This window comes from Pedobacter folensis (assembly GCF_056490665.1).
This window is the reverse complement of record NZ_JBWJIF010000001.1, coordinates 605052-625917: the sequence shown is the minus strand read 5'-3', so window position 1 is coordinate 625917 and position 20866 is coordinate 605052. Positions and strand designations below refer to the sequence as shown.

Sequence of the window (20866 nt, the reverse complement as noted above, 5' to 3'; positions counted from 1 at the left end):
GTCATCACACCATAAAAATACACCATTCATTTTCAGTGCGTTAATGTAATTTCGAAATTTTATTTTGTGGATTAAAATTAAATTCAGACATTTGGAATATTATTTGGCAGAAAGCTAAATAAAAGTCAATCTTCACAGGTTGATTTATAAAGAAGTGGCGAGAGACTGGCTCGATGACCCACTGGCAACCCTCAGAAAGAGAAGGTGCCAATTCCTGACCGGATAACATGGTGTTATTTGGAGATATAAATTAGAACTGATGAAAACATTAAATCTTCAATCGCTAAGCGAACCCAGTGCTAACCTTAAAAAGGTAGAACGGACTTCTATTTCTTTTATTTGTTGCGAGATGCGTGCGATTACTTGTATGTGCTGTTGCATACAGTAATTTAAAAATCTTCCTTTTTTGTTTCTTTCAAATTGGAAGGTCCCGCGAAATCGGGATACGCCCTGTTAGGTTTTAGGATTACCCTAATTTCCACCTATCTAAATCACACCAAAAAAAAAATAGAAATTATGTCAACATCATATAAATTTGAAACTTTACAATTACACGCTGGTCAGGAAATAGATCCTACAACTGGATCAAGAGCGGTTCCTATTTATCAAACCACTTCTTACGGCTTTAAAAATGCCGAACATGGGGCTAATTTATTTGCTTTAAAAGAGTTTGGAAATATCTATACCCGGATCATGAATCCAACCAACGATGTTTTCGAAAAACGTATTGCGGCTTTAGAAGGTGGTGTAGCTGCTTTGGCCGTAGCCTCAGGACAAGCCGCTCAATTTATAGCCTTAAACAACATATTGGAAGCTGGAGACAGTATCGTTTCTTCATCTCACATTTACGGTGGAACTTATAATCAATTTAAAGTAGCTTTCAAACGTTTGGGTATACATGTCGATTTTGCAAATCCGGATGTGCCTGAAGAATTTGAAAACAAAATTACCGATAAAACCAAAGCGATCTTTTTAGAAACCATTGGCAATCCGGCGTTTAGTGTTCCTGATTTCGAAAAAATTGCGGCCATTGCAAAAAAATATGATCTGCCATTGGTGGTCGATAATACTTTCGGCGCAGGTGGTTATTTGTTTAAACCCTTAGAGCATGGCGCCAATATCGTGGTCGAATCGGCAACGAAATGGATTGGTGGCCACGGTACCAGTATTGGCGGTGTAATCGTTGATGGTGGAAATTACAACTGGGGCAATGGAAAATTCCCACAATTCTCTGAGCCTTCGGAAGGTTATCATGGTTTGGTTTTTAGCGATGTTTTTGGCATCGGCGGACCATTCGGCAATATCCAGTTTATTATCCGGGCCCGTGTAGAAGGATTAAGAGATCTTGGACCGGCCTTATCCCCTTTCAATTCTTTTCTTTTATTACAAGGATTAGAAACTTTATCGCTCCGCGTTCAGCGCCATGTAGATAATGCATTAGAATTAGCCACCTGGTTAGAAAACCATCCATTGGTTAAAGAAGTTCAATACCCTGGTTTGGCCAGCAGCAAATACAACAACCTGGCTAAAAAATATTTAAGCAATGGTTTTGGGGCAGTATTATCGTTCGAGTTGGCCGGAAGCAAAGAAAACGCAACACAGGTAATTGATAACTTAAAACTGGTATCGCATCTGGCCAATGTAGGTGATGCCAAAACATTGATCATTCAGCCTTCAGCCACAACACACCAGCAATTAAGCGAAACAGAACAATTGGCAGCGGGTGTTAAACCAAATGCCTTAAGGGTTTCAGTCGGCATTGAGCATATTGATGATATTAAAGCCGATTTCGAACAAGCGTTCGCCACCATTAAAGCTACCGCTCCAACAGCGCATTTACAAGCCTAACCGTTAATATTCCGAATACAACAAAACAATGAGTACAACATCAACATATCACTATAATAAACAGTTCAAATTAGAGAGCGGAAAAAAAATCCGTAACCTGCAGATTGCTTATCAAACTTATGGCAAATTAAATGCAAATAAAGATAATGTGATTTGGGTTTGCCATGCACTTACCGCCAATGCTGATGTTTTTGAATGGTGGGAAGGTTTATTCGGTCAAAACTCATTGTTCAATCCGGAAGAGCATTATATCGTTTGTGCCAATGTTTTAGGTTCGCATTATGGTAGCTCGAACCCATTAAGTACCAATCCCGTAACAGGTTTGCCTTATTATCTTTCATTTCCTCAGTTTACCATCCGCGATTTAGTATCGGCACACCAGTTATTGGCATCGCATTTAGGTATTGATTATATAAAATTATTAATCGGTGGTTCGTTAGGTGGTCAGCAAGCTGTGGAGTGGAGTATTTCCGAACCGAATAAAATCGAAAACCTGATTTTGATTGCCACCAATGCAGCACACTCTCCGTGGGGAATTGCTTTTAACGAAAGTCAGCGTTTAGCCATTACTACCGACAGAACTTTTTATGCCAACCAGCCTAATGGTGGCAGCAAGGGTTTAAAAACTGCCCGTAGCATTGCACTTTTAAGTTATAGAACCTACAGCGCTTATGGGAGTACACAGGTAGAAAGTGTAAACGATAAGACAGATAATTTCAGGTCGTCTTCTTACCAGAATTATCAGGGAGAAAAACTGATCAACCGCTTTAATGCTTACAGTTATTATTACTTAACCAAAGCAATGGACAGTCATAATGTGGGCCGCAACCGTAAAAGTATCGCCGATGCATTAAAACTAATTACGGCAAATACATTAGTCATTGGTATTGAAAACGATGTGTTATTTCCCCTGTCAGAGCAAAAATACCTGGCCGATCACATCCCTGGGGCAGAATTTTGTGCCTTGCATTCGGATTATGGACACGATGGATTTTTGATCGAAACAGATGCCCTGACTAACGTAATCGGAAACTTTATTAAGGAAAGCAGGAATAAAAAAATTATCAAATTACAGCATACGGCTTAGGAAGGTTTAGGGTTTAGGGTTTAGGGTTTAGGGCAAAAACAACGAGAACCGCTAAAATTTGCGCAATAAAAAACAAAAAATAATATAACATGCAGTTAATCGGTGTAATCCATCTATCTGTATAATCAAGTCTAAAATAATGAGTAAAAATTTAAAAATCGGTTTATTTGGTTTCGGCGTTGTAGGGCAAGGTTTATTGGATATCATCCAAAGCCAGAACCTGAACCTGGAGATCATTAAAATCGCGATAAAAGACCCAAGAAAGAAGCGTACCCTTAATAAGGATCTGTTTACCACTGATCGCAACGAAATACTGAATAATACAGAGATCAATACGATTGTAGAATTAATTAATGACGCAGATGCGGCTTATGAAATCGTAACTACCGCATTAAAAAATGGTAAAAATGTAGTATCTGCCAATAAAAAAATGATCGCCACGCATTTGAAAGAGCTGGTAGATTTACAACAAGAGCATGGTACTTCATTACTGTATGAAGGCGCTGTTTGTGGTAGTATTCCAATCATTCGAAATTTAGAAGAATACTATGATAATGAATTATTCCATGCTTTGAGTGGGATTTTCAATGGCTCATCTAATTACATCTTATCGAAAATATTTAACGAAAACCAAAGTTACGATTCGGCTTTAAAGGAAGCGCAGGATTTAGGTTTCGCAGAAACCGATCCGATTTTAGACGTGGGTGGTTACGATCCAAAATATAAACTGGCCATTGCAACAGCACATGCCTATGGTTTGTTTGTAAATCCTGATGCCATTTTAAACATTGGTATACAGAACCTTTCTAACCACGACATTAAATATGCGCGTGAGAAAAACTTTAAAATTAAGCTGGTTCCTACTGCTCGTAAAGTGAATACAAAAGACATTGTGACTTATGTACTACCTAAACTGGTAGCTAAGGATGATTTCCTTTACAACGTAGAAAACGAATACAATGCAGTTGCTGTTCAGGCGGCTTTTGCTGATAAACAGTTTTTCTATGGTAAAGGTGCGGGCGGCCATCCTACTGGTGCTGCAGTACTATCTGATATTGCCGCCTTGCGTTACGATTACCGTTACGAGTATAAAAAATACCACTCAGAAAACGGCGTAAAACATACGGAAGATATTCTGTTAGAAATTTATCTGCGTTATGCTGATGAGGATCTGATTACCCTATTGGAATTCGACAATATCAGCGAACGTTATGCTGCAAGCAGTTATAAATATGTGGTTGGAACGGTTAAGCTGGAAAGTTTAATTAAAAACCGCGACTTGCTTTTAGATGAATCTGTTTTTGTTGCCTACACCGGCAGACAGATTTACAAACAAGAGCAATTGAGTGAAAATGTTTTTGCCCAGGAGTTGGCAAGCCTATAATTTATTTTTAAGGTTAATTTTTTTATTTGTTTTGTTGTTAAGTACAAAGGTCGGAGCGAGTCCGACCTTTTGCGTTTCATTACTTTACCTTAATGTATTTTTCGATAATTACCCGGTCGACGCCAGCTTTCTCTACCTTTTCAACACCTTTCTGAATCAAAGTATCTTTATTAATGGCAAGTTTAAATTTAAAAGTCTTGCCTTCCCAATCTTTGTTTTTATAATATTCCAAATGCTCGGTATAATCGTCTTTATCTAATACAAAACTTCCGCCACCGGCGTCAAAACTGCTTGTATCTTTAGGATTAAGGCTATGTTTTAAAAATGCAAAATGAGTGTTGTTAAACATCTTGATCATTTTCAGTTTGCCCGAATAATCTGTTGTCTGGCTGGTTCCGTTTTCGATGGTTGTAGCTGATAATAGCTGCCAGGTGCCCTGAATATCAAGGTCTGAATCTTTCTTCTTTTCATTTTTAGTAGAACAGGATAATAGTCCAACTACTGCCAGTAGCATTAAAATGTTTCTCATAAATCGGATGTATATTGGTTATTGTTTTAAATATTTATCCCCTACCAGCCATTTTAATCAGCTTATGGGCGAGGTCTTTTCCTAAGTAACCATCTATTATCGCATGTACGATATATAAAATAGGGGTCATTAAAATGGCCACAACAAATTTATATGTATAACCCACCAGGCCAATGGCAAACACCTGTTGCCAGCTGTAATGATATTGCGGGTTAATGTAAAATGCAATAAATATGACCACAAAACTATCAATAAACTGAGAGACTAAAGTAGAGCCCGTGGCACGCAACCAAAGTGCCCTCTCCCCTGTTATTCTTTTAATTTTATGGAATATCAACACATCAACCATTTGTCCGATGATGAAGGCCGTAATCGATCCTACAATGATCCACATCCCTTGTCCGAATATCCCGGCAAATGCGTTATTCATATTGAGGTCTTCTCCATTTATGTTTTGATGCACCCAGAAATCGGCGGCAGTTAAATGCATAGATCCCCACACGACAATAAAGGCAAATGAAATTAATATGGCCGTAAGAATGGATAAAAACCGAACTTGTTTAACACCAAAATATTCATTGATGATATCCGTCATGATGAAAATAATTGGCCACGTTAATACCCCTGCCGACATTACAAAGGATAAATGCGGCACACCGAGTAAATTGATATCGAACTTTTTAAAGCCCAGCGTTTCTTCAACACTGAACAATTTAACTCCAATAAACTCTGATAATATAGCGTTGGCTACAAAAAAGCTACCCAGAATGAGTAGTAAACGGCTTTCTTTGGTCTTAAAAGTCATAGACTATAAATCTATAAATAAATAGCAGATTTAGCATAGCGATCATCATATTTTTAACATAGATAACACAAAGATTACGCAGGCAGGTTTTTACGGGTAGCTTTAAATGATGGGCAATAAAAATATGATTTTTACAATCGTTCGACCGTAAAAATAGGTTAACAACTTAAATCTCCCAATCTTTGCGCCATCAAAATCTGGTAATCTTCATGGCTAAAAAACAACATTTCTACCTCATACTCATTTTAGGTTCATTGGCTGCTCTCGGGCCCTTCTCTATCGACATGTACCTACCTGGTTTTGTTGATATTGCAAAGGATTTAAGCAGTAATGAATCGACTGTAGCCCTATCATTATCGAGCTTTTTTATCGGGATTTCTGCCGGCCAGTTATTGTATGGTCCGCTATTGGATAAATTTGGAAGAAAAAAACCGCTATATTTTGGTTTGGCACTTTATATCCTTTCTTCTTTTCTTTGTTTGGCCGTAACTGATGTGAACCAGTTAATTGTTTTACGTTTTGTACAAGCCATTGGAAGTTGTGCTACGGCCGTAGCCTCTGTTGCTATGGTTCGTGATCTGTTTTCTGTAGAAGAAAGCCCGAAAGTATTTGCCTCCCTAATGCTGGTGATCGCGGTTTCGCCCATGCTTGCCCCAACTGCAGGTGGTTACTTAATTTCGGCTTTAGGCTGGAAATATGTGTTTGTATTTTTAGGCTTGATGGCGGTTTTAATGCTTCTCGCTACAATTTTCAAATTGCCGGAGAGTTATAAACCCGATCCGAATTACTCTTTAAAACCAAAACCGATTTTAACCAATTTCTTCACCGTTTTAAAAGAGCCTCAATTTTATACCTATGCACTGATCAGTTCGATTACCTTTTCGGGATTATTCGCCTATGTATCTTCATCTCCTCAGGTATTTATGAAAATATATGAAGTGAGTAAAACTGGTTATGGATGGATATTTGCCCTGTTATCGGTATCGTTTATTGGTTCGAGCCAGGTAAACAGCCTGATATTGAAATGGTTTAGCAGCAAAAACATTGTTACCTATGCGCTTATTGCACAATGTATTTTCAGCTTAATTTTTTTGGTGTTTGCTTTAAATAACTGGTTAAATTTATACACAACAATCGGTTTTATCGCCTTATTCCTGGCTTGTTTAGGTTTAATTAATCCAAATGCTGCTGCCTTATCGCTGGCGCCATTCACCAAAAATGCGGGTAGTGCATCGGCCTTGATGGGTGCCTTGCAAATGGGATTAGGCGCTCTGGCCTCGGTAATGGTAAGTTTATTTAGCGAACACTCGGTTGTACCTATGCCCTTGGTAATGACGGCAGCTGCATTTATCGCTTTATGTTGCTTGTTAATCGGAAGAAGGTTTATTACCACTGAAGTGGATGCATCATCTGATTCGGCAGTTATAGCGCATTAAATATATACCACAAAGACATCAAGGACATATAGAAATAATCTAAATGCCCGCAGTGTCTTCGTGGTTAAGCTATGGTACAAATAACTTGTAAATTAAATAACAAATAATCGTACCTACTGCTGCGATGATAAAACCGCTTAGTCGTTTCTTTTTGATGAAACAGATTAAAATAATTCCGGAGATAGACACCAGGGTCATCAGCACAGCCGAAATATCGATAATCCACGACCAGGCTTTACCCGAATCCCTGCCTTTGTGCAAATCATTAATCACGGCCACAGCGCCAAACCTGGTTGTAGTTAATTCGTATTTACCGGTTTCGCGGTCGATAAAGGAATCAGTCAGGTAACCCGGGCCATTAAAGGTAAGGCTCAGTTCTCTGTCATCCATCCTAAAATCACTTAATGCGCCTTTCACCGCATGTTTATTCCTAAAAAACTCAACAATCTGTAATTTGTTGATTTTATTGGTATCAGGCTGGTTTACCCATTTTAAGTTTACTGATCCGGAATCTTTTGTAACCACCTCCTTGCCTGAAGTAAACCAATCTGCATGGTTCAAAGTCAGGCCCGATACAGCGAAGAACAACAGGATCGTAAAACTCACCATCGATAAGTAAATATGTAGCCAGCGTGATAAACCAGCTAAACGTTTTTTACCCTTGCCCTTCCCGCTATCTTTTTTAACCTGCTTTTTCCCCAGGCCGCTAGGTGCAACCGTGATCTTATTTTTTTGCGGTTCCGATTTTTCTGTAGTCAAGGGATGCTGATGTTAGTTCTGTATTTGGCGTTAATTCTATTTTTTTTGCAGCGCCAGTAAATTTCATTTCTTGCGCAATTACCTGGTAAGTTCCATGTTCACGGGCCACTTCAATAAAAACGGTGTAAGTACCTGCTTTTACCAATTTTCCGCTATCGTCTTTTCCATCCCATGATAAGCTATATTTACCGGGACCACGTGTAGCCGAGCTCGTTGAACTCAGTTTTCCCTCTGCTCCTTTTTTAAACTCTTCGCCATTGGCCCGGTTCCATGATTTTAAATCTGGCAACCAACGTGGTTTATTATACCAAATGGCAAGATTACGTACAGGTGTTTTAGCTGCATCTTCAATCCATACAGCCACAAAGGGGCGACGAACACGTTTACCATCAGTAGATTCTATATTGGCAATTTCTAAGTTTACCACCAATTCATATTTAGTGTTCCAAAGTTTATCAGCTTTATTTACTTTTTCTAAAACAGTTGCCGGCTTATTTAAAGCAAGCTCATAGTTAGCCCACTCTTTGCTTTTGATTTCTTTACCCTCTTTAGTAATCAACAGGTATGCGATATCATTTCTAGTCGCAGTCATTGCTTTAATCTCGGCAAGAGAAAGTACATTAAAAGAAGTCGCTAGAGCACCGGCTTCGCTGGCATCTGAGGCGATAACCGTTGCGCTGATTATTTCTGAAACAGGATTTCCGGTACGTGGATCAACAATATGCGAATACCATTTTCCATTGACATTAAAACCTCTGCGATAATTACCACTGGTAGCCACAGCCTTGTTTGATACTTTAATCGTCGTTAGCGCCACATCGTTTTCGGCATCAGCTTTAGGATTGGCTATTTCAATAGCTTCGGGCTGATTTCCTTTAATTACCATATCGCCACCAATATTCACGACCACATTTTCAATTCCTGGGCTTTGAATAGCTTTCTCAGCCGCTTTGTTAATGATATAACTTTTTGCAAAAGAATTTAAAGCTAATGGCACATCATCCAAACGTGTAACCGTTTTATCCTGCTCATTTAATACATAATGTTTTTGCTTCACTAAAGTAACTGCATTTTGTAATGTTGTGGCAGATGGTAAACGGCCTTCGGCAGCTGCCTTTTTCCAAACATCACCAATAACTTTAGCTGATGCATCAAGGGCACCATTGGTTAACACTTTATAATTTTCGAACTGCTTTAAAACCTCAAACAAATCTGATGAAACTTTGGTGGTTTGTTTGCCATTATTCATCCATCTGCTAAACTCGCTGTTTGCTTTATAAGCACTTAAAATATCATCAAGCCTATCTATTTCGTTTAATGCACATGCTTCGGCTAAATCTGCATCAGCCTGGCTAACTGTTTTAAATTTTAATTCTAAAGATGTGCCCAATACATTTTCGTAGTTGGAAACAAATGTTCTTAAAGCTTTTTTCGGGCTAACAAATGCAGAGGCACTTATTACCAATAAAAAGGCAGCGGTTAAGTGTTTAAACTTCATATTTAATGGATAATTGAGATTTTAAAATGCAAAGAAAGGGCTTTATCTGGAATAATTTTAAATAAGAAGAAATATATTTGAAATAATACAAAATTTCTTGGCCTAAAATTCGTGCACAGCCACCCTGGTATTGCGCTGTTTATGACGTTAATTTAGCGCAAGGGTTTAATGGCCCTGAAAAAGTTTTAATCGGGCACTATTGCAATCATGGGGTTCAGTAACCGGGCATTTAGCATAGCTTTTTACGCTTTAAGCTTTTTTTTCCTATTTTCGCTTATAAGATGCTTAATATACAATCTAAACTCCCTGGCGTAAGTACCACCATTTTTTCGGTGATGAGTAAACTTGCAGCAGAACACAATGCCATTAATCTTTCTCAGGGATTTCCTGACTATGCCTGCGATCCAAAACTAGTTGAATTGGTCAATAAAGCCATGCAGGATGGTTTTAATCAATATGCCCCTATGCCTGGTTCTACTTTTTTAAAAGAAACCATCGCAGAGAAAGTTGAAAACTTATACAACATCAAATACAATCCCGAAACCGAAATTACGGTTACAGCAGGTGGAACACAAGCGATTTTTACCGCATTGGCGTCCATTATTAATGCAGGCGATGAAGTTATTATTTTCGAACCGGCTTACGATAGCTACGCACCTACCATTAAACTTTTAGGCGGTTTGGTTAAAACCTATGAACTTGCCCCGCCAAATTATGCCATTGACTGGGATATGGTTAAAAAGTTATTTACGGCCAAAACCAGAATGATCATCTTAAATACACCACAAAATCCAACGGGTAGTATTTTATCGTCAGATGATATGAAATCGCTGATTAAGCTCATCAGTGGTACCGATATTTTAATCTTGAGCGACGAAGTTTACGAACATTTAATTTACGATGAACAAAAACACCAAAGTGTAATGCTCTACCCTGAATTAAAACAAAGAAGCTTCATCATAGCCTCTTTTGGTAAGCTTTTGCACGCTACAGGCTGGAAGCTCGGTTATTGTTTAGCTCCGGAGAAATTAACCAAAGAATTTAGAAAAGTACACCAATTTAATGTTTTCAGCGTTAATAGTCCCATGCAGCAAGCTATTGCCCATTACATTAAAGAGCCAAAAAATTATACTGAAATAGGCAGCTTTTTTCAACAGAAGAGAGATTATTTCAGAAGCCTCCTGGCCGAAAGCCGTTTTAAACTTTTGCCTTGCAACGGTTCATATTTTCAATGCGTAAGCTACAGCAGCATTAGCGATGAAAAGGATACCGATTTTAGCATGAGACTGATTAAAGAATTTGGAGTGGCCACCATTCCGGTTTCTGCATTTTACCAAAAAGGAATCGATCATAAAATTATCAGGTTCTGCTTTGCTAAAGAAAACGCCACACTTGCCTTAGCGGCCGAGAAATTAAAAAACGTTTAACCATCCCAACTAAATAAAAATGGAAGCACCTGTTTATACTCAAATAGAAAACCTGAAAGTAACAGTCTTTCAGGCCTATCTTTTTTGGGAAAACATTGAGAAAAACCTCTTAAATCTGGCACTTAGACTATCGATGGGTGTAAGGGAGAAAACCGATATTATTGTTTTACCCGAAATGTTCAATACAGGTTTTAGCATGAATTCTGAAGCCTTAGCGGAAGAAATGGGTGGAAAAACGATGCAGTGGATGCAGAAAATGGCGCACCAGTACAATTGCGTAGTTACGGGAAGCATTATTATAAAAGAAAACAATCAATATTTTAACCGTCTGATCTGGATGGAACCAGATGGCAAAAACCAGCATTACGACAAACGCCACCTGTTTGGCATGGGTGATGAGGATGAGCACTTTAGTCCAGGTAAAGAAAAACTTATTGTCGAACTGAAGGGTTGGAAAATCAGACTGGCCATTTGTTATGATTTACGCTTTCCGGTTTGGTTGCGCAATGTGGATCAGGAATACGACATCTTACTTTTGGTGGCCAACTGGCCAGATAAACGATCGGCACACTGGAAGGCATTAATTCCAGCCAGGGCGATAGAAAACCAAAGTTATGTAATTGCAGTTAACCGTGTTGGGCATGATGGAAATCAGATTTACCACAGTGGATTATCCATGTGTTTAGATCCTTATGGCAATACGGTGTACTATAAACCTGAAGATGAAGATTTATATACCTTCAGCATCAATTACGAAGAACTGGTTAAAGTAAGAAGGCAATTTCCATTTTTAAAGGATGCAGACCGGTTTACGATTAGTTAAGTTAATAATCAATATTCAAATGGCAATAATCAAACTGGAGCGATCATTTCAACCAGTCAGCAATCACAACAACCTAACAATTAAAATAACCAATATTCAAATAGCGTTCGAGCAATTAAACGATTAACCCATTCAAACCATTAACCATCAAAATGTTTAACCGCCGTAAATTTATAAAAGCATCAGCCCTGTCGGCTGGATTGCTGGCCATTGATAAAAGTAGTATCGCCAATGTTATTCCGCAGGAGGAAACAGCAGCAAAAAATTTTCCCATTGTCATTTCGACCTGGGATTTTGGAATTGCTGCAAATGCCGATGCCTGGAAAGTATTATCGGCCGGCGGACGCGCGTTAGATGCTGTAGAGCAAGGGGTTTGGGTGCCTGAAGCTGATGAACACAACCAATCGGTTGGATATGGCGGTTTACCAGACCGCGATGGACACGTAACCCTCGATGCCTGCATAATGGACGAACTGGGTAACTGTGGTGCTGTGTTAGCGCTTGAACATATTAAACACCCTATCTCGGTAGCGCGTAAAGTGATGGAAAAAACACCGCATGTAATGTTAGCTGGCGATGGTGCATTGCAGTTTGCGCTAGAGCAAGGTTTTAAAAAGGAAAACCTGCTTACGCCTGCCAGTGAAAAAGCATGGAAAGAATGGTTAAAAACGGCAAAATATGCGCCGGTAATGAATATCGAAAATCAGCTCTACCAAAAGGCTGCACCGCAAAAACTTCCGGGAAACCAATATAACCACGATACCATTGGCATGCTCGCTATTGATGCCAAAGGGAATATTTCGGGCGCCTGTACAACCAGTGGTATGGCCTATAAATTACATGGAAGGATTGGTGATAGTCCGATTATTGGGGCTGGCCTTTATGTCGATAATGAAGTTGGTGGTGCAACCTCAACCGGTGTAGGTGAAGAAGTGGTCAGAAATGTTGGCTCTTTCCTGGTGGTAGAATTAATGCGTCAGGGTTATACCCCCGAAGCCGCCTGTAAAGAAGCGGTAATGCGCATCATTAAAAAGAAACCTGAAACTGCCAAAAACATACAGGTGGGATTTTTAGCCATTAACAAAAAAGGGGAATACGGTGCTTATGCCATTCAGAAAGGTTTTAGTTATGCTGTGTGTAACGCAGAAAAACAGGATCTTTTAATCAAAGGCAAAAGCTATTATTAATATGTTGAATTTTCCCAAACGATAAACAAAAAGGAAACCGGTAAATGGGATTATTATCTAAAATTTTCGGAAAGAAAAATGTAGCGGAACGCAAGGGCGAGCCTGATATGGTTTATGTGCCCGATGAAGACGAGCGGATGAACTGGGCGATCGAAAAAGCCAGATTAACCCTTTGGTATTTCGAAGAAAGTTTAGAAAACCCACAACCTTACCAAAACTATTTTTCCATTAAAGTACTCATTACAGATGGTGATGAGGGTGAACATATTTGGTTAACAGACCCAAATTTTGACGATGAAGGTAACTTATTTGGCACCGTTGGCAACGAACCGGTAAACATTAGATCCGTAAAATTCAACCAAAAAATCGGAATAGAGCGTCATTTAATTTCAGATTGGATGATTGTCGAAAACGGCAGGTTAATTGGCGGATATACCATACGGGCCATTAGAGATGGTGTAGCAGAAAAAGAAAAAGCAGCATTTGATAACAGTATAGGTTTATATATTGATGAAGGCGTTGATCATTTCAAAGCAAATTTAGAAACACCTGAGGGCGCTATTCTGGCCATCGAAAATGCATATAACGATAAAGATATTGATGCCGCTATTGCCTGTAAGGATTTTGATGAAGAAGCTAAATCTTTACTTTCTGTGATGAAAATGGAGATTGATCAGGATATAATCAATGAAACCGCCGAAGTACTTAAACTATCTTTCATCAATAATATCGAAGAACACGGCTTTCCTGACTTTTCAACTGTCCAAAATGCTTTTCCTGAGCGTAAAAAGGTTGACGAAACCCACTGGGTAATTACAGAAGTATGCTGGTATCCGGATGGCGGAAAGTCGGTGCAATTACTTAACACCTACAAATCCCCGAAGGGATGGGTAGTTTTAGGGCCGGCAGGTCCGCAAGAATAATATAAATTAATTTAAATCTAATATCATGAGTGAAGTGGCAACGGGTTGCCTGGAAGTATGTGCTAATTCGTATCAATCGGCAGTGGCTGCCCAGAATGGCGGGGCGAAAAGAGTAGAGTTTTGCGATAACCTGGCAGAAGGTGGTACCACACCAAGTTATGCCCAGATTTCATTGGCCAAGAAAAACCTATCTATCGAAGTTTGGCCCATTATACGTCCGCGCGGAGGCGATTTTTTGTATTCGGAAATTGAATTTGAATTAATGAAAGAAGATATAAAAATCTGCAAATCATTAAATTGTGAAGGTATAGTTACCGGAATACTTAAACCAGATGGCACTATCGACAAAGAGAGATGCGCTGAACTGATTGAGCTGGCCAAACCTATGGAGGTAGCTTTCCACAGGGCATTTGATATGAGTAACGATATGGATCAGGCACTGGAAGATTTAATCGAACTCAACATAAAAAGGGTACTCACCTCTGGCGGCGCTTCTTCTGCCATTTTAGGGGCAGAAAAACTAGCGCAGCTGGTAAAAAAAGCCAATGGCCGGATTATCATTATGCCTGGTGCAGGGATCAATGAAAACAACATCAAAAACCTCATTGATCAAACCGGTGCCACACAATTCCATGCCTCTGCCAAAGAATTTGTGCCGAGTAAAATGGAATTCAGAAATACCGAAACCAAAATGGGCAGTATAGAAGATGAATATCGCTACGAGCTCACTTCCGAAATAAAAGTGAAGGCTTTGGTTGATTGTATAAATGAGGTCGTAAGTTAAATAGTCTTCGTTTGCAATAAGGATTGGCGAGATTCGCATTTATAATCCGAAATGGGCAGTTTAATGGCGATAAAATCGCCTTTCTCCTTCATCCTCGTTAACAAACGAGGACGATAAATATAGATTGTCTAAATAAGGCCGTAAGTTAAATAGTCCTCGTTTGTAACGAGGATTGGCGAGATCCGCATTTGTAATGCGAAGTGAGCAGTTTAATGGCGATAAGAACGCCTTTCTCCTTCATCCTCGTTACAAACTAGGACGATAAATATAGATTGTCTAAATAAGGTCGCAAGTTAAATAGTCCTCGTTTGCAACGAGGATTGGCGAGATCCGCATTCATAATGCGAAATGAGCAGTTTAATGGCGATAAAATCGCCTTTCTCCTTCATCCTCGTTACAAACGAGGACGATTTGCTAAAAATAATTATTTAGCTTAGCAGGAAAAATTGATGTATTTTATACAAACCCCTGTTCTGTAAACCCGGTAGAAGCGGCAGCCTCCGATTTAAGCACTATTTTTTGCCTTTTTACTGTGTGTTTGCTTGTTTCACAGGTTTATCGGAGCTATAGCGAATAACGGGACTACCGTTTCCGAAGCACTATTGAACGCTCATTTTCTAATAAAAACAAATATAAAACACGGGAAATGGGTCGCCAAACCATTGCATACTTAGCTAAATAAACCATCAGCTCAAAAAAATGAAAATAATCTTCAAAACCTATAACTTCCTGGTTTTACTTGCCACCCTTCTTTTGGCTACTTCCTTATTGGTACCGGCAACCAATCTTGCTTTTAATATTCACGCCACTTATTATATGATCGATAATATTCCACTCATCAGGTGGTTTGCTATATTTTTATTCATATTCGCATTATACTATAAATTATTAAGACCATTTTTAGCTTCAAATAAGCTGAGCTGGTTTCACATTTTGTTGTCTGTTTTATTCTTTTTTGGTGCTTATTATTCCGCTTATAATTTCAACAGGTCATTCTCCCTTGTTGAGCTAACCAATGCAGACTCTTTAGATTATTCAAAAGGATTTAATGCAAGCAGTGCTGCAATGGTGCTTGGGTTCCTGCTTGTCCAGCTATTACCCATCATCAATCTTATAATTGGTTTAATAAAACGAAAACGTTCGGCGCCGCTATCTGCCTGATCCCTACTATTTCGCTATGTAAAGTAACGTACAAAAACAATTCACATTTATTTAATATTCAAGTAATTAGTTATATTTAAGTAACCAATAAACTAATTATCATGAAGAAATTATCAACCCTAATCGTGGCTACCTTACTTTTTGCAGCATGTGAGAACAAGGAAGCTAAAACTACTGATACTGCAACAGCAGACAGCACCAAGTATCCCTATACCATTAAACAGGTGCAAAATTGGGAAATGAACCCCGATACCAAAAATGCAGTAACCGCCATGACGCTGATTAAAACATTCGAAAATTTAGATACGGCCAGTATGAGCAAGGTGCTTGCCGACAGTATGTCCTTAGCCGTAGATGGTTACCAATTTAAAGGTACAAAAGCGCAGTTCCTTAAAGAAGTACAGGGTGAGTTTAATAAAATGAAAGGCTTTAAAATCGAAATGCAGGATATGGAATCGGTAGTGAACAAAGATAAAAGTGAAGAATGGGTAAGCTTGTGGTACAGCCAGGTTTCTACTACAAAAGATGGCAAAACCGATACTGTGGCCTTATTTAACGATATTCAATTGAAAAACGGAAAGGTTGTCCGATTATCAGAATATATTCAACACCCAATGAAGAAATAGCTTTTTAGATACTATAAAACGGGAAATATTTTTCCCGTTTTTTTTGGATTTTTTTTTTTCAGTTCTATATTTACAAAAAAATATTAACGCTCATATTATGGAAAACCAAAATGACAGCTTATGTAGCAGCTGCTACAGGCCATTTGTTCCTTCAGATACTTACTGCAACAACTGTGGTTTCCCTTTTCAGGGAACCAAAGAAGAAAAAGATCATCACATTGCAAACAGAACCGTTAAGGAAATAGATCTTAGTGACTTGAAAAGGTCGGTAGAAAGCGCGTGTAATTCGCTGTTTTGGATTGCCGGTATTAATGCTATATCAGCTGTTGTTATTTTCTTTACTGCAGCACCGGAAGATCAGTTTATCTTATCCATCATGAATGTAATTCTTGTGGGCGCATTTGTGGCTTTTGGTGTTTTAGGCAAAACCAAACCTATTACGGCTATGGTTTCTGGCCTATCGCTTTATGTAATTATTCAGATCTTAAATTTAATTGCCGACCCGACTACTATTTTTAAGGGTATTATTTTCAAGGTTGCTATCATTGTTTATTTAATTAAAGGTATTAGAGCAGTGCTGGAAGCCGATAAAATAAAAAAAGAGCTTAATATCGAATAAATTGGAGGAGCTGCAGATTTCAGATAACTTATGTGGTCATTGTCAAAATGAAGTTCCTTTAGGCCATAAATTCTGTAGCCATTGCGGAACCGCCCAAAATTATAATGAGGTAGTTATTCACAGTAAAAAGTGGCCAAGTATACAACAAGTTGGCCTGTTTTTTACTATAGAGATATTGTGTTGCGCAACATCATTGTTCATCGAAGAACATTCTTTAACTACGCTGTTTTGCTTTGATGCTATAATGGGTATTGCTGCCCTCCTGTTCTTTTTTAACAGCTGGACGGAAAATAAAAACATATTAAAATGGCCTGGTTTCTCTATTTGGAAACTAATGGGCTTAATAGCAGCCACTATTCTGGCTTCCATTACCGTCACATTTGTGGTAGACCATTTAAATGAGTTTGTTTTTAAAAAGGATATGGAATATTACTCCATATTCGCCTTCCACAAATATGGTACCTGGTTAATGTTTGCCTCCATAGCCCTTTATCCTGCCATATTTGAAGAATTGGCATATAGAGGATATTTAATGCAGAAATTACTAAGCGTGGTTGACGAAAAAGAAGCGGTTTATATTTCCTCCATCTTATTTTTTATTATCCATTTCAGTCTCATCGCCGTATTCTGGCTATTGCCATTTGCCTTATTTCTTGGCTGGCTTAGAATAAGAACCAAAACATTGTGGTATGGCGTTTTCGTTCACTTCTTCTTTAATCTTACTGCTTGTTTTTTAGATATTTACCCGCTGGAAGATCTTTTTAAAATGATTTTTTAGGATTAATCCCCACTTCCCGGAACATAATGCAAGCCTGGTGTAAGGTAATGAAGCAGAATAACCCTCGAATAACGGTAATTAATGGGTGATAACAATAAAACACCGGTTAAGATTAAACCAACATAATACCACAGATTTTCATAAATTAAGGGTAAGCCCAAAACATACGATGCTACTCCAATCGTAATAATTTCTGCAACATTCATTGCATAACTTACAAACATCGCAACATAGAAAAACCCTGGTTCACGCTCAAATTTTAAGTTACAATGCGGACAGCTAACATTTGTTTTTTGCAGTCTGAAAGAATAAGCGCTCCCGGTAAAAATCTCACCTTTGCGGCAGCGCGGACATTTACACTGCATAAAAGCCTGGAATTTAGATAACTCAGCCATAATCTTCTAATTTAATTGTACAAAGGTAAGTCTAAAATTAAAGACTAATTATGATCTACATCATGTTCCAGAATGGGTTCACTGGTTCACTGGTTCATCAGTTCATTCGTAATTAGTCATTAGTTCATTGATTCTTGCTTAATACAAAAAACACTAAACCTTTACTATTTTTCCTTTTAAGGTTTTGATCAGTCCTTTTTCGGCTAGTATTTTAGTGCCACGGATTACTGTTTCTACCCGTAAACCAGTCATATCGGCTAATTCTTGTCGCGTTACCTTTAAATTTTCACCTGTGGCTATATCGTTAAGGAGGTAATTGATAATTGTTAACAAGCGATGATCAGCCTTTTCGCTGGCCAGTTCTTCCAGCATCATCGATTTATAAAAAAGGCGGTGACTTAAGGTCCGGATCAAATCCATGCTAAAATCAGGCTCGTTTTTGATCAGGTCGAAGAAATCTTCTTTATTGACAGCAATTAGCTGCGAATCTTTATTGGTAATGGTAAAAGCTAAATAAGGCCGGTCTATTAATAACGCGGGTTCGCCAAAATACTGCCCCGTTTTAAAAACGCCCTGAATAAATTCCTTTCCTTCATCGCTAACGGTAACCATCCTCACCTCACCCGATTTGATAAAATACACATACCGGGGCTGCATATCCGGCTCATAAATAACCGAATCTTTCAGGTAACTTTTAACTTTTAAGCCTTTATCAAGCAGTTTTTGGATATTCATTGTTGCTTATAGTAGTTTAATCCGCGTAATCGTTCATCATTCCCGCGCAGTTGGGTATGACGCTAATGACAAGATTTATGAAAACTACCCTAAGGTTTCTTTCATTAAACGGGTATAAAACTCTTTCAATGTTATCCCCATTGCAGCTACCTGTTGCGGAATAAAACTGGTTGCCGTTTGACCAGGAATAGTATTGATTTCGATAAAATAAAACTTACCGGTTCCTTCTTCCAGAAAGTAATCGACACGCACTACTCCCCTGCAGTTTAGCTTTTTGTATACATCTTTTACCACCTGCTGCACACGACTTAGCTCTTCTTCATTCATCCGGCCCGGTGTAATTTCTTCCGTCGCGCCTGGAGTATACTTTGCTTCGAAGTCAAAAAACTCATTTGCCGGAATAACCTCTGTTGTTGGCAAAACAATAATTTTTCCTTCCGCGCCAAAAACGCCGATCGAAAACTCCCTGCCGTTCACAAACTCTTCAATTAAGATCTGAGTATCTTCCTTAAATGCTTTTTCAACCGCTTCTTCAAGATCATCAGCATGTTTCACTTTACTCATGCCAATGCTGCTGCCCCCGCTATTGGGTTTAACAAAATAAGGCAATCTTAAATCTTGTTTAATTTGATTTAAATTATGGTTTCCACCCTTAAAAATCTGAACAGATTTTGCTGTATACAGGTTATTTATGCCTTCTACAACGGCTTTGGTATAACCTTTATTCATGGTGATTGATGAAGTTAATGCATCGCAGGCCGTATATGGAATACCTAACATATCAAAATAGCCCTGTAATTTGCCATCCTCGCCAGGAGAACCGTGTATGGCAATAAAAACACCATCAAACTTAATTTTTCGGCCTTCCAGTGTTAAGGAAAAATCATTTTTATCAATTTCAATTTTAACAGAATCAGCAGGTTCATAAAACCAGCCCTTTTCGTTCAGCATAATCTTATATACATCGTATAAATCCGGGTCGATATTCTGGGCAATAGTGGCCGCACTTTTCACCGAAACAACCCATTCGCCTGTGGTACCGCCAGTTAACAATGCTATCGTTTTCTTCATGTTAAAAATCCTTTTATAAATAGAAATTGAATGTAAATATATCCTCAAAAATATAAATATCTTTGTGCTTTAGTGATATTGATTGAGAGAATTTATTCAATGCTAGAATGAAGAAATTAGCGAATGATGGAATGGGGAAATCGATTCTATAATTCAATCAATCATTAAAATAGTTACATTTGAGCTTGTACGCATAACCCAAATTTAAGATTCATGTCTAAATTTATAGATTATTTAAAAACCAAGTCGTTTAGGAACAACATTTTAGCTGCAATAGTAACCGTTGTTGTGTTACTGCTGATCGCTTTTTTTAGTTTAAGATATTACACCAAACACGGACAAGGTTTAAATGTACCGATGGTAAAGGGCTTATCTTTTGAGCAGGCCGTTAAAAAACTCGAAGATGCCGGATTAAAATATGAAGTAGATTCTGTTTTTATTATGGATCAACCTGCCGGGATTGTGATTGACCAGGATCCTGACCCCAATACCTTTGTAAAAGATAACCGTACCATTTACTTAACCATTAATGCCGGAAAAACACCAAATACAAAATTCCCGGATATTGCGTTTAAGACCTTACGTGAAGCACAAGCCATTATAGAGAGTTCGAGATTAAAACTTGGAGATACGACCTATAAACCGGATGTAAGTCGCGATGTGGTTCTGGAAGCTTCTTTTGGCGGTCAGCCGATAGCAGCCGGACAAATTGTACCTGTTGGTTCGAGGATTAACCTGGTATTAGGTGATGGGCGCGGAAATGAAGAAGTAGATATTCCACAGCTTATGGGATTAACCATGGATGAAGCTAAATTTAGCTTAAGGGGTTCGAACCTAAGTTTAGGTACCATTATTTACGATGGACCTATTACCGATAGTGCTGCTGCTATTATTATTAAACAAGATCCTATGCTGGTTGATTCGTTAACCAAGGTGGCTATAGGAACCAAGATTAACATTACACTATCTAACAAACAACAATAAACACGTA

The 20866-nt window shown here is 38.5% G+C and carries 21 protein-coding genes and 1 riboswitch; of the genes, 14 read left to right on the top strand and 7 right to left on the bottom strand.

The genetic code is table 11. The annotated features are described in order from the left end of the window. The first annotated feature begins 141 nt into the window (after window positions 1–141). Window positions 142–252: riboswitch (SAM riboswitch) on the top strand. Between the two features lie 264 nt (window positions 253–516). The 3 genes from AC04QZ_RS02475 to AC04QZ_RS02465 all read left to right on the top strand — a co-directional run bounded on the left by AC04QZ_RS02475 (window position 517) and on the right by AC04QZ_RS02465 (window position 4319). After that, window positions 517–1848 (top strand): O-acetylhomoserine aminocarboxypropyltransferase/cysteine synthase family protein, encoded by a 1332-nt coding sequence (locus AC04QZ_RS02475; protein WP_478356434.1) that lies wholly within the window; start codon window positions 517–519, stop codon window positions 1846–1848. Window positions 1849–1876: 28 nt separating this feature from the next. After that, window positions 1877–2935 carry a homoserine O-acetyltransferase family protein gene (locus AC04QZ_RS02470; RefSeq protein WP_478356433.1) on the top strand — a complete coding sequence of 353 codons (1059 nt, stop codon included), beginning with the start codon at window positions 1877–1879 and terminating at the stop codon, window positions 2933–2935. 139 nt (window positions 2936–3074) lie between these two features. Then, entirely contained in the window at window positions 3075–4319 is a 1245-nt protein-coding gene (locus AC04QZ_RS02465) for a homoserine dehydrogenase (RefSeq protein WP_478356432.1), read from the top strand. Window positions 4320–4398: 79 nt separating this feature from the next. Here the strand turns inward: AC04QZ_RS02465 and AC04QZ_RS02460 are convergent, their stop codons facing one another. Beyond that, window positions 4399–4848, bottom strand: a complete 450-nt coding sequence (locus AC04QZ_RS02460) for a hypothetical protein (RefSeq protein WP_478356431.1) — start codon at window positions 4846–4848, stop codon at window positions 4399–4401. 34 nt (window positions 4849–4882) lie between these two features. Continuing rightward, window positions 4883–5653, bottom strand: a complete 771-nt coding sequence (locus AC04QZ_RS02455; RefSeq protein WP_086546054.1) for a queuosine precursor transporter — start codon at window positions 5651–5653, stop codon at window positions 4883–4885. 209 nt (window positions 5654–5862) lie between these two features. Between AC04QZ_RS02455 and AC04QZ_RS02450 the strand changes: the two genes are divergently transcribed. Continuing rightward, window positions 5863–7089, top strand: coding sequence for a multidrug effflux MFS transporter (locus AC04QZ_RS02450; protein ID WP_478356430.1), 1227 nt, complete (start codon window positions 5863–5865; stop codon window positions 7087–7089). Between the two features lie 69 nt (window positions 7090–7158). On the opposite strand, the gene AC04QZ_RS02445 is transcribed toward AC04QZ_RS02450, so the two are convergent. Together AC04QZ_RS02445 and AC04QZ_RS02440 are read right to left on the bottom strand one after the other, a co-directional pair. After that, the gene (locus AC04QZ_RS02445; protein WP_478356429.1) at window positions 7159–7848 is read right to left on the bottom strand and encodes a PepSY-associated TM helix domain-containing protein; all 690 of its coding nucleotides are present in this window, start codon (window positions 7846–7848) and stop codon (window positions 7159–7161) included. Next, window positions 7814–9346, bottom strand: coding sequence for a DUF2271 domain-containing protein (locus AC04QZ_RS02440; RefSeq protein WP_478356428.1), 1533 nt, complete (start codon window positions 9344–9346; stop codon window positions 7814–7816). The genes AC04QZ_RS02445 and AC04QZ_RS02440 overlap by 35 nt, the downstream gene beginning before the upstream one ends. Window positions 9347–9627: 281 nt before the next feature. Here AC04QZ_RS02440 and AC04QZ_RS02435 point away from each other — a divergent pair, with 281 nt between their 5' ends. The 9 genes from AC04QZ_RS02435 (at window position 9628) to AC04QZ_RS02395 (ending at window position 17674) form a co-directional block, all read left to right on the top strand. Continuing rightward, window positions 9628–10773, top strand: coding sequence for a methionine aminotransferase (locus tag AC04QZ_RS02435; RefSeq protein ID WP_086546051.1), 1146 nt, complete (start codon window positions 9628–9630; stop codon window positions 10771–10773). A gap of 19 nt (window positions 10774–10792) precedes the next feature. Then, window positions 10793–11596: an amidohydrolase gene (locus tag AC04QZ_RS02430; protein WP_478356427.1), complete on the top strand. Its 804-nt coding sequence runs from the start codon at window positions 10793–10795 to the stop codon at window positions 11594–11596. Window positions 11597–11748: 152 nt separating this feature from the next. Further along, window positions 11749–12783, top strand: a complete 1035-nt coding sequence (locus AC04QZ_RS02425; RefSeq protein ID WP_478356426.1) for a glycosylasparaginase — start codon at window positions 11749–11751, stop codon at window positions 12781–12783. Window positions 12784–12827: 44 nt separating this feature from the next. Next, complete coding sequence (locus tag AC04QZ_RS02420) at window positions 12828–13706, top strand: YegJ family protein (RefSeq protein ID WP_478356425.1); 879 nt, start codon at window positions 12828–12830, stop codon at window positions 13704–13706. 25 nt (window positions 13707–13731) lie between these two features. Next, window positions 13732–14490: a copper homeostasis protein CutC gene (locus AC04QZ_RS02415; RefSeq protein WP_478356424.1), complete on the top strand. Its 759-nt coding sequence runs from the start codon at window positions 13732–13734 to the stop codon at window positions 14488–14490. Between the two features lie 699 nt (window positions 14491–15189). Beyond that, window positions 15190–15651: a hypothetical protein gene (locus AC04QZ_RS02410; RefSeq protein ID WP_478356423.1), complete on the top strand. Its 462-nt coding sequence runs from the start codon at window positions 15190–15192 to the stop codon at window positions 15649–15651. Between the two features lie 101 nt (window positions 15652–15752). Continuing rightward, window positions 15753–16277 carry a hypothetical protein gene (locus AC04QZ_RS02405; protein ID WP_478356422.1) on the top strand — a complete coding sequence of 175 codons (525 nt, stop codon included), beginning with the start codon at window positions 15753–15755 and terminating at the stop codon, window positions 16275–16277. Between the two features lie 97 nt (window positions 16278–16374). After that, entirely contained in the window at window positions 16375–16896 is a 522-nt protein-coding gene (locus AC04QZ_RS02400; RefSeq protein ID WP_478356421.1) for a hypothetical protein, read from the top strand. A 193-nt stretch (window positions 16897–17089) separates the two neighbouring features. After that, window positions 17090–17674 (top strand): lysostaphin resistance A-like protein, encoded by a 585-nt coding sequence (locus tag AC04QZ_RS02395; protein WP_478356420.1) that lies wholly within the window; start codon window positions 17090–17092, stop codon window positions 17672–17674. A gap of 2 nt (window positions 17675–17676) precedes the next feature. Here AC04QZ_RS02395 and AC04QZ_RS02390 read toward each other — a convergent pair whose 3' ends face one another. The 3 genes from AC04QZ_RS02390 to AC04QZ_RS02380 form a co-directional block, all read right to left on the bottom strand. Next, a complete protein-coding gene (locus AC04QZ_RS02390) occupies window positions 17677–18069 on the bottom strand; it encodes a DUF983 domain-containing protein (RefSeq protein WP_086546047.1) in 393 nt (130 codons plus the stop codon). 153 nt (window positions 18070–18222) lie between these two features. After that, window positions 18223–18804, bottom strand: coding sequence for a Crp/Fnr family transcriptional regulator (locus AC04QZ_RS02385; protein WP_478356419.1), 582 nt, complete (start codon window positions 18802–18804; stop codon window positions 18223–18225). Window positions 18805–18888: 84 nt separating this feature from the next. After that, window positions 18889–19875 carry a D-alanine--D-alanine ligase gene (locus AC04QZ_RS02380; protein ID WP_478356418.1) on the bottom strand — a complete coding sequence of 329 codons (987 nt, stop codon included), beginning with the start codon at window positions 19873–19875 and terminating at the stop codon, window positions 18889–18891. A gap of 213 nt (window positions 19876–20088) precedes the next feature. Here AC04QZ_RS02380 and AC04QZ_RS02375 point away from each other — a divergent pair, with 213 nt between their 5' ends. Further along, window positions 20089–20859, top strand: a complete 771-nt coding sequence (locus AC04QZ_RS02375; RefSeq protein WP_086546044.1) for a PASTA domain-containing protein — start codon at window positions 20089–20091, stop codon at window positions 20857–20859. The last annotated feature ends 7 nt before the right edge of the window (window positions 20860–20866 follow it).